Below are 14,108 nucleotides of genomic sequence, written 5' to 3'. Positions count from 1 at the left end.
TCATACCTTTAAAAATTGGGAACCTGCCCAATCAGCATATTCAGAGAAGCTGAAGTTGTTACAATAATCGTTCTGAAACTCGCTTTAGATGAATCTCTATCAAAAAAAGCAGGCCACCGCAAATTACCGGTAGCTTGCCTTATTGATAGAGTAGTTAAGTAGTATCGTTATTAATAATTGCTAACCCTTTTTACATTCAAGGGAGACTACGAGAAGCGCTGGCGGAATTCCCGCGGAGTGGTTCCCTCAATGCGGACGAAGCTGGAGCTGAAGTAAGGCGCTTGATTGAAGCCGACCTCCTCGGCGATCCGGGCAATCGTGTAACTGGTCTGCATCAGCAATAGTTTACTCTGCTGAATTCGGTAGTACAGCAGGTAATCCATAGGTGCACAGCCGTATTCCTTTTTCATGCAACGAGCGATATATACAGGATGAAAGTTCAGGTTCTCCCCTAGCTGCTGTGCTGTGATGCGCTCACGGAAATGACTGCGCAAATAGGAGGCAGCTTGCTCTGCACATATTTTGGAGGGAGAGGGACGCTCATGGCGCAGAGAGGCAGATAATTGCTGGAGAACCTCTTGGAATAGCAGCTGCTGCTGAAATGGAGTATCGCTCAAATGGGAATTAGGCGCTAGTTGATTCAGCTGCGAGAGCAGTTCTTCCATCTTGGACGGTTGTAGCAGAGAGGTATATTGGGGCAGCTGTAAGGTAAAAGTGCGTATATTAAATTCGTCTGAATGAAGAGGATGCTCCACTCTGGTGTGTTCTGTCTCTGGTGCTGTAGCCGTAGCCTCGGAGATATTCCAATCGCCCACTGTCTGAAAATGCAGCCAATAATAAGAGGTGTGTTCCTTGCAGCTGTCCGTACTGAAATGATGGCTATCTGGACGAAGAAGCAGTGCCTGACCTGCACGTACCTGAAAGGTGAGACCTCCTTCATTCATATATAGGCAGCCCTGCTTGACTACAAGTAAGTCAAAAACCTTGATATTGTGGCGGCTCATGTGGTAATGCCCTGGTGAGAAGGTGTGCAATCCACTTACGATATAATAGGGCATTGGCGGGACGGTAAAATTAATAATGTTCATGGAGAGATCTCCTTTTATGAGGTTGAAATAATGAAATTATTGGTTTGAAATCTGTACCATCACCAAAAGTATATCATCTATAATTTAGTCTGACCTAAAGAAAAAATATGCAGTTTCTTAGGTCCAGTATGCATGTTTGGTTTAAGGGGAGGTTTATTTAGTGAAAAAAGAAAGACAGGGCTTTGGACTATGGGTATTGGCTTGGCCTATATTTATAGAGGTGTTTCTTCAGACCCTGCTAGGTACGGTAGATACACTCATGGTCAGCCGTATTTCAGACGATGCAGTCGCCGTAGTCGGCATTTCCAATCAATTGTTCGGTGCGTTGACCACACTTTTTACCACCTTTGCGGGCGGGGCGGGGATCCTGATCGCGCAAAGAATGGGTTCAAAACGTTTCAGCGAAGCGCGTACGATTGCAATTATGGGCGTATCGGTTAGTCTCATTCTTGGTATTGTCGTGAGTATCATCCTGTTCTTCTATGCGGGTCCAATAGCGGGGATTCTAAATATATCGCCTGAGCTATTATCACTGTCCAATATCTATATCTCGTATGTCGGTGGAGGTCTGTTTTTGGTGGGGATGATTGCTTCCCTTGGAACAGCAATTCGTAATACAGGGAACACCAGAGGACCAATGTACACAGGGGTCATCATAAATGTCATTCACATTATTCTGAACTATACTTTTATATTCGGGATGTTCGGTCTGCCACAGCTAGGGCTTGCGGGAATCGCAATCTCAAGTATTATCAGTAGACTGGTCGGTGTGATCATGCTGTATACCATGTTTAGAGGTTCCTTCGAGATTAAGATTAGACTTAGGGACTTCCGTATATTCAACGGTAAGCTATTCAAGGAAATTATAAGGATTGCTTGGCCTCTAGGGATTAATTCTTCCTGCTGGGTGTTCTCTCAGTTGATTGTCTATTCCTTTCTAGCCGCACTGGGGGCTGAAGCGTTAGCCGCACGGACATATCTCAACACCTTAGAGTCCTTTTGCTTCACGTTAGGGTATGCAATCGCGCTGGCTGGACAGATACAGATCGCGCATTTGTTCGGGGCAGGGAAGCTGAAAGAGGCTTATCGTAGTGCATATCGCACGCTGTATATCGGCTTGGCTATTGTATCAGCGAACATGTTACTGCTATTTCTTTTCGGCAGGAATCTACTAGGTTATTTTACTTCCGACTCGCGGATTATTGCGATTGGGATTTCCCTACTGGCCCTAAATCTCCTACTGCAACCTTGCAAAATGCTGAATATGGGCATGGGTAATGCGCTGAACGCCATCGGCGATACCCGTTATACGATGTATACTTCCATCGTGTCTATGTCCATTATTGGAGTGGGATGTTCTTACTGGTTTGGAATCAGCTTAGGCTGGGGGCTCACAGGGATCTACTGCTGTATGATTGCTGATGAATTTGTGCGGGGGATGCTTGTTCTAATGCGCTGGAGAGGGAGGAAAGTTATCCGTCAGGCGGATATCGGTTTGAGTGAAGGGAATGCCTCACTACATGGAGCCGGGAAAAGGAGTACTTCGTTAACTATATGAGCGGGACTCTATAAGCCGACCATGGTGGGCAATGGAGTGTAATGATGTCTTTTTGCACCAATAGTGTCTCTGGGGTCCGATAGTTGCCCAAAAGAGCCGTTTTTTCGAAAATAGCGACTCTGGAGTCCAATAGAAAGTTTGAGAACTGCTTGTAACATCGAGCGACAACAAGCATCAAGCATTCCAAGCACCACTGAGCACCCTAAGTGCGCCAAGCACCAATCCCCATCTGCTGCGCAATCGCTCACCGAGCTGTGGATGTTGGGTGATGTTTTTGGAGAGAGGCTACCCATGAGTAAATAATTACTTAAGGGTTAGCCTCTTTTTTGTGCGAGTATAAAATTTAAGTTTGATGGTTCTGAAATTTGATTATTCATTCATATAGAATTTGATTCTATGATATAAATGAGTTAGCCTTTAGAGCATGGGTACCTGTTTTATGAATACATACTACTGAAGGGTTTGAGGAAAATGCCGTTAAAATGGAGAGGCTTGACGATCCTAACACTGCTCTTAATGATGATACTAATATCGGGATGTTCTAATGGTACCGTTCACGTCACGGTGAATAAGAATCAAAGCGTAGATTTAGCAATGAATGTGAAATTGGATTCCCGAACAGAAGCATTGATCAACGATAAAATGGAGAAGAGTCTGACAGACAAATTGAAGGAGGAAGGGATTCAGCTAGAAAAACGACAAGAAGGTAAGTCTACAGTCTATGAAATTCAGAAAAATTATGCTTCATTTGAGGATATAGGATCAACCTCTATGGGGCTGGATATTGTGGATCTACAGCTCGTTACTAAAAAGAATTTGTTATATACCACGTATGATGTTGAGGCACAGCCTCAATTTAATAGTTATATGGATACCATTATGGATAACATGGGGACATTGAGTTTATCAAAGCCGATTATTCGGGCGGTGCTGAAAAACTTGGCATTTGATTTTAAACTAACGTTGCCAATAGATCTAATTGGTGATAATAATGCAGTTGTTGATGAAGGCAGAACACTTACCTGGAATGTTACTCTGGGGGATACGGAGCCGATCAAAATGCAGCTTTATGTGCCAAATGTATGGAATATAGTGATTGTGTTAATCATCCTAGTGGTGGTGATCATTGCTGCGATTCTATTTTTCGTTAGAAAAAGAAAATACCGTAAAGTAAATCGTGCTTAAGTGGTTCGAGATATGTATTGATAGTGAGTGCCGGGAAGCCATGCTGCTTTACCGGCTTTCTTTACTTTATAGCAGGTGTAGAGTTATAATTAGTACCAAGTACTAATATCAGATACTAAATGAAGAGGTGATTGGAATGACAGGTGCAAAAATTACAGCTATCGGAACTTATGTCCCGGAAAAAAGACTGACGAATGCCGATCTTGAGCAGATGGTGGATACTGATAATGAGTGGATTGTGGGGCGGACTGGAATTCGTGAACGCAGAATTAGTCGGCAGGATGAATACACAAGTGATTTATGTGTATCGGCAGTACAGGATCTAATGAAACGTTATGGAAAAAACGTTGAGGATGTGGATATGGTCCTTGTAGCTACTAGTACACCTGATTTTTCCTTTCCCTCAGTAGCTTCTTTGATTCAAGACCGCTTAAATATTCCGCAGACTGCAGGAGCTATAGATTTGAGCGCAGCCTGTGCGGGTTTTGTATATGCACTTCATACAGCTCATAGCTATGTTGCTTCAGGGATGCACCGTAAGGTTCTAGTGATTGGTGCGGATACGATCTCCAAGATTACAGATTATACTGATCGCAGTACATGTATCCTTTTTGGTGATGGGGCCGGTGCAGTGCTTGTGGAGAGTGATAAGCAATCGACGGGATTTTTAGGCTTTCAGCTAGCTAGTGATGGCAGCGGCGCGCATCATGTGTATCGCACGGGTCTAGCCCATACGGTGAATAATATTGAACTGGTAGATACACAGATGCTCGTACAGAACGGACGCGAGGTATTTCGTTGGGCGGTCAGAACCGTTCCTCTCGGTGTACAGCAGCTGCTTGAAAAAGCAGAAGTGGGTCTGGAGCAAGTCGATTGGTTTATTCCACACAGCGCAAATATGAGAATGATTGAGCCGATTTGCGAGCGTATGAACTATCCGATGGAGCAAGTGCTGCATAGTCTTGTGAATTTTGGCAATACTTCTGCCGCAACAATTCCCTTAGCTCTTGATTTGGGCATTCGTGAAGGCAAAGTAAAGAACGGGCACAAGATTCTGATGTATGGCTTTGGTGCGGGGCTGACGCAGGCCGGTCAACTGGTAGAGCTGAACTTGGATGAGCAAGCAGGGGAGCCGACTTTATTGTGAGTTCAGGTAAACATAAATAATAAAACATTGTTAAAGCAACGACCATTTCTCGGTATTTTTCCGAGGGATGGTCGTTTTTGTTTCATTACTAAAAGTATTTTTTTGGCATATATTATGCATGTATTAGGCTACTGTTGTGATCATATTCGGCTAATGATGTGCAGATGTTATTCATTTATTAGGCATCTTTTGGGATTGAGTTAGGCGTTTTGACCCATATCACAGTCTTAGGATGCATCTTTTGAATTTTACAGATATTTAATGCTAGGCAAATAAACCATACCTACAATATACACAGCAGACTCCAGTCTACCCAAAAAAAGTATGGGTTGAATGGGATGAAGAAAGGAGGAGTTATCGAATATATCCGAGATAAGGGTAGCTAGCTCATCTGTTGATGGAGAGTTTTCATGGGATTCAAAACTATAAAATAATGCTTGGGAGAGATGATTTTGTTCAGAAAAGGTAGGAAATTTGTTGCATTATTACTGGCACTCACAGTGATTTGTTCTACGATGCCGAATATCACCCCTGTGTTTGCAGCTGAAGAATCTGAGATTCTATCTGTAGATCGACCAACGACTTCTGTACCCACCGGCCGATATGAAGAAGCACAGACGATCCACCTCACAACTGCAACGCAGAATGCTGACATTTACTATACACTCGACGGCACGCTTCCGGATGTTCATAGTTTGAAATATAACGGGCCGATCTCGATCTCCAAAACAACGAATTTGTCAGCCATTGCGATCAAAAATGGTGTGGCAAGTAAAGGAGTAACCTTCTCTTATATCATCAAGACCAAAGAAAAGCCATTGCTCCAGTTTGTAGCGATGTCAGACGTACATGTGGGCTCACATGCTTCAGCAGATGCACGTTATACCCAATTCTTTGATACGATAGGGTCGATTTTCCCGAACCCGGATGCGATACTCGTCGTTGGCGATATGATTAATGATAATGGGAACGACAAGCCTAATGACCATGTGATGGTTCGCGAAATTTTTGAACAAAATTTAGCTAGAAAGCAGTGGAATAACACCCAGATCCGAATGGCTATAGGTAACCACGATTCCACCGTTGCTAAAGTCAACGAACATTATCCCACGGACTGGTTCACAAGCCAGCCGAATGGCTATTATGAATCTGAAATCGGTGGCTATCATTTCTTATTTTTAAACGGGAACAACTACAACTCAGATACAGGTCAGCGTAATTGGCTAAAGGGTAGACTTGCAGAACTTACAGCTGATCCGAAGAATCAGAATACCCCCATCTTCGTGAATGTGCACCAACCTATATCGAATACGGTAATGGATGGGCAACAGGCATCGAATCCTAATCTTTATACGGATCTCAAAGACTATCCTCAAGTGATTACCTTCTCCGGACATTCCCATCTGAATATTAGTGATGATCGCTCCATTTACCAGAAGGATTTCACTTCAGTTAACCTTGGCTCCATGTCTTACATTGAATCCGATCGCGGTTACTCCCAAGTGACTAAGAAGGGACTTGAAGGACGTTTTGAATTTCCTGTCAGTCAGGCCGACTTCGTTGAGGTATATGCGGATCGGGTTGAGGTGGATCGGATTGCGTTTAACGCAGATCCTGGAGATATCTACACAGACGGTAAATGGACGGCTGAGCCGCAGCCTCCATTCAACAGTGCGGGTACAGTTGCTGGAGACAAGTGGGTCATTCAGCTAAAAGGCTCGACGAATGAAGCAATTAAGAGCAATTTCAAGTACACTACAGCTAACCGTAATAAGGTTGCTCCTGTATTCAATAGTGAACTCGACATAACGAATCAGGATACGGTACCTTTACTTTCCTTTAAGCAAGCGAAAGATGATCAATCTATGCATCATTATGAAATCAATGTTATCGATAAAAGGTCTGGAGTTAGCAGCAAATCTGTGAATGTATTCTCTGACTATTACTTTTCCCCGGTTCCGAATGCAATGAATATTCCACTCGAAGGACTTGCACCTCAAACTTCATACATTGTTCAAGTGACAGCTGTTGATGCCTACGGGAATCGCTCTGCAACGCTAGAGCAATCGTTCACAGCCGGCAATGAAGCACCTGAACTGACGCCAATTGATCCATCGACCATGTGGAAGGATCTAGTGGTCGATATGAGATTGGATGGTAACCTATCCGATGAAGCTAAAGACGTGACAGGGCTTGCAAGTCTAGCAGGCAATGTAACGTATGTCGATGGTAAATCCAATAAAGCTGCGCTCATTGCAGCGGGTAATAGTAATTATATTGATTTGGGCAAACGTGATGATTTGAAATTCGGAGCAGGAAGCTTCACCGTGTCTTTCTGGCACAAAGGCAATCTTTCCGGGGATCAGACTATCCTTTCCAATAAAAACTGGAATAGTGGCGGTAATCTAGGTTGGTATATTGGACCTGCCTCCACCAATGGTATGACCTTAAATATTAGTGATGGAACGAAAAGAGCGGATATTACAGCATCAAGTGTAGGAACGGAGTGGCATCTCTTTACCATTACAGCGGACAGAACAAGCAACTTAGCAAAAGTTTATGTAGATGGGACGGAGAAGGCATCGGGGAGTATTGCCTCGCTTGGTAATCAAAGTGTAGATACAACCTTTAACACGCTGATTGGTGTGGATGGAAACAAAGGAAATGGTGGAGCAACGATTACCATAGATGATCTGAGAATCTGGAAGAGATCGCTCACAGCCACGGAAAACAAAGTATTGTCGGATTCCTATAAGGGTGTTCAGCTCTTTACCTTTGAACAGCTCACCACATTAATTCATGACGCTGCATTCTTCCAAAAGAACAGCGATAAAGTCAGTGGTGTATCTTACCCGAAAGACCAGCTGGACGAGCTTGCGAACCAACTTCAGAAAGCCAGACAACTGACGGCAAGAAATAGCCCAACCGAAATTGACCTTGCTTATGTCGAGCTTCAGTGGGTCTATAAAAAAATACAACAGGCAGCAATATATTCCTTTATTCCTAAGAACGCATTCACTATCAACTCCTTTAGTTCTTATGCGGACAATGAAAATGCCAATGCTGCGAACATCCTAGATAACGATACGGCTACGATTTGGCATTCAAAATGGCAGGAGCCTGTCGCTTCATTTCCACATTGGGTGATAATCGACATGAAGGGCAGTAAGAACTTAACTGGTATTGGGCGCACTAGCCGCTTAAGTCAGACGGCTCTGGAATTTCCAAAGGATTTTGAACTCTACGCCTCGGATCAATTATCGGATTTGACCGATCCGGCGTACCTGAGCAATCCGGCGAATAAAGCGATCGGCATATTCCAGAAAACCTGGAAAGGCACGAGCTATCAAGACTTCAATATTCTGGATAAAGCGATACAAGGTAGATATGTGAAATTTGTTGTCACGAGCACCTATAACCCAACCGCTTTATTCACCAGTATGAGTGAAATCGATTTTACTGGTAGCTCAGTGCTCTCTGCGGATACACTTCTACAGATGTCCTTCGAGAATACTTTGGAGGATCAATCTGTAAATGCTATACCGGCAACACCGGTTAAAGATCCACAGTTCGTGAAAGGTCGCGTCGGACAAGCCTTGAGTATCGATTCCAAGAGCTCAGCGCTGCAATATGTTGATCTTGGCAAGTCAACAAGTCTGCAATTCGGCAAGGACAAGAACTTCTCGTTCGCATTTTGGGTTAAATCGCCTTCTGTCTCAGGAGACCCTGCGATTCTATCCAACAAAAATTGGGATTCCGGTGCAAATGTAGGTTATGCCTTAGCGCTGAAGGGAAGTGCACTCCAATGGAACTTTAATACATCCGGCGAATCGCGTGCAGATGCCCAAATTCCAAATGTTGTAGACGGCACCTGGCATCATATCGCCATATCGCATGATCGTGCTTCAGGGCGAGTTGATTTTTATAAAGATGGTGTTCCTGTAAATGTGACCAAAGTTAATGGCACGAACTATCAGGGTATAGCAAGTACCATGACCATTGCAGGTCGAACGGGTACGCTGGATACAGGATTGTCAACCATTATCGGAAATGATGGTACAGGCAATTACAGCAATGCGCTGCAAGTACAGCTTGATGAGCTTCATATGTATGGAAGAACATTAACCGCGCAGGAAGTTTCTAATATGTATAACAGTGCTCCACCGCTTGCTTCCATTGAGGATTTTTCAGGTTCATTAAATCTGATTGGAGCTAAGCACACGGTTCAAGGTACGCAATTCCGATATAATCTAGATTTGCGTACACCTGATATGACGACTAAAGTGGACAAAGCTGTCGTTGAGATAGCCTATGATCCAGAACAGTTCGAATTTGTCAGCGCATCTCGCGCAACGAAGACAGACGCTTCGACCCCTGGTATCGTTAGACTAGAACTGCCAGGAGGTAATGTCTATAACATCGAGAATCCGCTGGAGTATGCAAAGTCCAGAATCTCGGAGCTCAAATTCAATACGCTTGGTGCTTCCGGCCAAGGCATCATTGAAGTTAAGCATGCGGATTTCTATACTGGATCAACAAAACTAACGATTAAGGCATTTGAATCGGCGCCTGCCGTTATTCAGATCCATTCTAAAGCTTCCGAAGATCTTAATGCAGATGGTTATGTTACGATAGGTGACCTTGCACTTGCGAAAGGCATTTCGGATGAAGAGCTGGCAGATATGGCAGCCCAAGCCCAATACCAGCCCTATAAACGTGTAGTTGTCATCGGGATTGATGGTGGGGGTGTAGCGGTCTCCAAGGATGCTCCTTATTGGGAGACGCCTAGCTCCAAGAAAGAAAAGGTAGGCGATCGCCTGCAAATTCCAGCCATTCGGAACATTATCGAGCATGGAGCTATTAGCTATACGGCTAAAACTACTTTACCTTCCAGCTCATCCCCAAACTGGGGTTCGATGATTAATGGTGTTGGTTATGAAAAGCATGGTCTATATAATGACGATACCGCAGCCTACACATACAGTGAATCATGGGACTACCCAACGGTATTCAAAAAAATTAGGGAGGCATTGCCTGCTACTAAACAAACGGTATTCTCCACCTGGAGCAACATTGTTCAGGGGCATATTGAACCTTCTGTTGGTGTCGAAGGTTATTCCCTAGGAGATGAAGCTGATGTAGCGGCGTTCACGCAATACGCAGCTAGCGGCAAAGCGAAAGATACCTCGTTAATTTTCTTCCAATTGGATGATATGGATGGGGCGGGCCATGGTGATGGATTCTATACGAAGTCGTATTATGAGCAAATAAAGAAGACGGATAAGAACATCCAGACCATCTATGATGCTTTAAAGAACAATCATTTGTTGGAAGACACGCTCATCCTCATGCTGCCTGACCATGGTGGGGGTAAAGAGAATGCAGACGGAACTTTGGGCATGGCAACAAGTCATGGGCAAGATGAGCCCCTTGCCACCACAATCTTCTTCGCGGCGAATGGTAGAACAGTAGCCACCGAAGACGGGAAGGAAAAATTATTGCAAGGTGGGAATACAAGAGACTTGGCTGCAACAGTTCTAACTGCACTTGGCCTGAACCCATCCATTGGAGATTCTCATGTCATTGACGGTATGTTCATACCTCAAACCGAACAGAAACAATCGGGTGCTGCGGACTTGCGATTCACAAAATTAGTTGATGCTGCTACACAAAAGGTTAACGGTTATGAAGTATCAATCAACAATGCGACTTCAGATGTGACAGCCATCGATATGAATGTAGACTCCAGCAGTCTCATCTTCTCATCGATTGAACCGGCTCAACCTGGCGTTAAGATTGTGCGCAAAGAGACGGTTAATGGAATGACAAGAATCATTCTAACCTCAACGAATGGCATTCAAGCAGATGCTCCGATTCTTAAGCTACGAGTATCACCACAAGAAAAGGCTACTGCTGTACAAATTACGCAAGCGATGATTGCAGATGCGAAAGGGCATGAAACGATGCCGAATTTGACCACTGCAACTAAAGAAGTACAGATCTCTCAGGCAACACTAGTAGATCTTCAGGTAAACGGTCAATCGTTGATCGGCTTCACACCGGATCAAATGAACTATGCGATTCGTGTACCGAATAATGTTTCGGTCGCAGAGGTCACTTATAAGGTAGCAGATCCTTTACTAAGCGTTCATGTCATAGGTGGTAAATCTCTGCAAGTAGGCGAGAATCTGGTGGAAGCGCATGTCCAAGTTCCAGACGGCAGCTCGAATGTGTATACCATTATCGTCATCCGTGAGTCAGAATCCTTACCTAACCAAATTCTGCTGTCCGATCTACGAATGAATGGGGAAACTCTACCAGCTTTTGCACCTAGTACGTTGAACTATAACGTAACGGTTCCCTATAGTACGTCGGTAACGGATATTACCTATACGGCATACGATCCGACTAGCGTAGTTAAGATTACGAGTAGTGGAGCCCTTGAGGTTGGTAGGAACGTCGTGAAGGTTACCGTGACAGCTCAAGACGGATTACAAAATATTTATACGATTATCATTACGCGTCAGCCTGAAGCGGAGTCTTCAAGCAATGCAGATCTGGTAGATCTTCGCGTTAATGGAACTACGATTCGTGAATTTGCCTCTGGGCAATACAACTACGAACTGACTGTACCTTACTCGACAACCGTTACGCAAGTAACCTATACAGCAGCGGATCCTATGGCTAGTGTATCGATAACAGGCAGTGGAGATTTACAAGTCGGCACTAATATGATCACCGTAACTGTGACAGCTCAAGATGGAACCAAACAGATTTACACTATTGCTGTTATGCGCGAAAATGATACCTCGACAACACCATCAACGGGTGGGGGGAACCCAGGATCAAGCGTTACGCCGCCAGTGGTGGTGAAGCCGGAGCTGCCTGCAGGGGCGGTTGTTATCCCAGATGAACTCTTAACGAAGAGTGCTGAAGGAAACATCATCTTGCAGCTTCAAGCGGATAAGAATCAAGTTATGATTCCGATCGATCAACTCGATCAGATCGGCAATAGGGATCTAGAGATTCAAGTGAATGGGGTTCGTGCCATTATGTCCTCCAAAGTATTGAACGAGCTTCGTAAGCTTCTGCCATCAACTGCGAAGACAGCAACAATACTTTTGAAGATGGAAGCCATTCAATCGAATCAACTTACAATAACTACACCGTATTCACGGGTTAGTGACATCATGGACTTCTCATTAATCATGTCAGATGAGTCTGGTAATAAATATTCACTGAAGCAATTCCCAGTACCCGTGAAGATAACACTACCGATTCTAAATGGAACCAATCCAGCTCTAGCGGGTATTTATCGTATTGAGGAAAATGGCAGCTTTACCTATCTAGGGGGGACGATGAATCCGTCCAAAACCAGTCTTACCGTAGATTTGAATCATTTTAGCCAATACGTTGTTCTTTCGTTCCAAAACAGCTATCGAGATGTACCTGAAAGTCACTGGGCATACAAGACTATTCAGGAACTATCTGCTAAACAAATTGTGAAGGGACAATCTGACTCTATGTTTAACCCATCGGGTTCCATCACAAGAGCAGAATATGCAGCTCTCCTCAGCAGAGCGCTTTCCTTAACTGCGAGTCGTCCGACTTCATTCCAAGATGTAGTTGCTGGATCGTGGTACGAAGAGGCGGTCAATGCAACCTTTGAAGCAGGTATTATTCAAGGCGTATCCGAGGATCGTTTTAACCCGAATCAACAGATTACCCGCGAGGAAATGGCAGCTATGCTGGTAAGAGCCTATGCATATCGTACGGGCGTTAAGCCGGAAGCAAGCTCATTCCATGCGACTAATGACAGCTCTAAAGTTAGTCCTTGGGCAGTAACCTATGTACAAGGTGCGCTAGAAGCTAAGCTTCTGACGGGTCATCAGGATGGTAACTTCCTTCCGCAATCGATGACAACCCGTGCCGAGGCAGCTCAGAGTATTTCAAATCTACTTGCGAAATTCTAAAATGAAATTGTAAGTTCCCTACATGAAAAATCCCCTCAAGTTAGACAATGCCTTAGACATCTTATCGAGGTCTGAGACGTTGTAAACTTTGAGGGGATTTATTTATGTTATACCTTAAGATTTCAATTGGCTTCCGCAGGACTCGCGCACAATAAGTACAGGCTCCACAACAAATGAACCGCCACCTGACTGATTGTTAATCAAGTCATAGAGCATATGGGCAGCGAGGATACCAAGTCGTTGTTTGTTCTGACGGATGGTAGACAGTCTTGGTGTAGTATATTTGCAGGCTTCGATGTCATCACAGCCGATGATGGCGATATCCTCAGGGACCCGGAGGTCATGTTCTTTTAATGCACGGATGGCTCCTAAAGCCAATAAATCAGAGGCAGCAAAAATGGCCTTTGGTAAACTGCCGCTTTGAATTAATTGTTGCATAGCCGTATACCCGCTAGTCTCAAAGAAATCGTCGCCATGTACAAACCAAAGCCGGTTCAAAGGGAGACCGAAACTTTCGATAGCTTTGGTATATCCTGCTTCCCGTAGATTGGATATTTCTGAATCCGCGGCACTTCCTATAAAACCAAGCTCCCTATAACCAAGAAGGTAAAAATGCTCTACGACCTTAGAGGATATTTGGAAGTTATCTGACATAACAAAGCCTGACTTCTTCCCTTTTAGTTCGAGATCTACCCCGATACAAGGGATACTGCTCATGTCCAGATCGTGGATCGTTGGCTCCATCTTCTGTCCAGATATAATGACACAGCCATCCACATTAAAATGAACAGCGCGCGCGAAGTAATCTCCGCTGCTAATAAATTTTTCGTTTGAAAAGAAGATGAGATCGTATCCCAGAACACCCATCTGTTTCTTGAAGGAGTTTAATACCTCAACGAAAAAAGGGTGCGTAAATTCTACATTAAGCTCACCCGCAAAAATCACACCGATCAGATTCGATTTTTTGGTTGCAAGTGTCTTGGCGGAGTTGGATGGTGAATATCCAGTTTGCTCGATGATCTCCAGGACTCTTTTCTTGGTCTTTTCCGAAACATCGCTGTAATTATTCATAATTTTCGAAACGGTCGAGACAGAAACGCCTGCCATTTCGGCAATCATTTTGATATTCATATGTAGTATAAGCCACCCTCCGCTTA

The 14,108-nt window shown here is 44.2% G+C and carries 6 protein-coding genes; 4 read left to right on the top strand and 2 right to left on the bottom strand.

The features are described from left to right. Positions 1 to 206 precede the first annotated feature (206 nt). Complete coding sequence (locus tag NYE25_RS16540) at positions 207 to 1,088, bottom strand: helix-turn-helix transcriptional regulator (protein WP_341146407.1); 882 nt, start codon at positions 1,086 to 1,088, stop codon at positions 207 to 209. 160 nt (positions 1,089 to 1,248) lie between these two features. Here NYE25_RS16540 and NYE25_RS16535 point away from each other — a divergent pair, with 160 nt between their 5' ends. The 4 genes from NYE25_RS16535 (at position 1,249) to NYE25_RS16520 (ending at position 12,951) form a co-directional block, all read left to right on the top strand. Beyond that, on the top strand, positions 1,249 to 2,646 hold the full coding sequence (locus tag NYE25_RS16535) for an MATE family efflux transporter (RefSeq protein ID WP_341051746.1): 1,398 nt from the start codon (positions 1,249 to 1,251) through the stop codon (positions 2,644 to 2,646). Positions 2,647 to 3,117: 471 nt separating this feature from the next. Continuing rightward, complete coding sequence (locus tag NYE25_RS16530; protein WP_341146406.1) at positions 3,118 to 3,831, top strand: hypothetical protein; 714 nt, start codon at positions 3,118 to 3,120, stop codon at positions 3,829 to 3,831. A gap of 136 nt (positions 3,832 to 3,967) precedes the next feature. After that, on the top strand, positions 3,968 to 4,978 hold the full coding sequence (locus NYE25_RS16525; protein ID WP_341146405.1) for a ketoacyl-ACP synthase III: 1,011 nt from the start codon (positions 3,968 to 3,970) through the stop codon (positions 4,976 to 4,978). Between the two features lie 452 nt (positions 4,979 to 5,430). Beyond that, positions 5,431 to 12,951 carry an S-layer homology domain-containing protein gene (locus NYE25_RS16520; protein ID WP_341146404.1) on the top strand — a complete coding sequence of 2,507 codons (7,521 nt, stop codon included), beginning with the start codon at positions 5,431 to 5,433 and terminating at the stop codon, positions 12,949 to 12,951. A 114-nt stretch (positions 12,952 to 13,065) separates the two neighbouring features. Here NYE25_RS16520 and NYE25_RS16515 read toward each other — a convergent pair whose 3' ends face one another. Further along, positions 13,066 to 14,082: a LacI family DNA-binding transcriptional regulator gene (locus NYE25_RS16515; protein WP_341146403.1), complete on the bottom strand. Its 1,017-nt coding sequence runs from the start codon at positions 14,080 to 14,082 to the stop codon at positions 13,066 to 13,068. Between the last annotated feature and the right edge of the window lie 26 nt (positions 14,083 to 14,108).

The organism is Paenibacillus sp. FSL E2-8871 (assembly GCF_038000345.1).
Lineage (GTDB): Bacteria > Bacillota > Bacilli > Paenibacillales > Paenibacillaceae > Paenibacillus_AQ.
The sequence above is the reverse complement of the archived record's forward strand: the minus strand, read 5'-3'. Positions and strand labels throughout refer to the sequence as shown.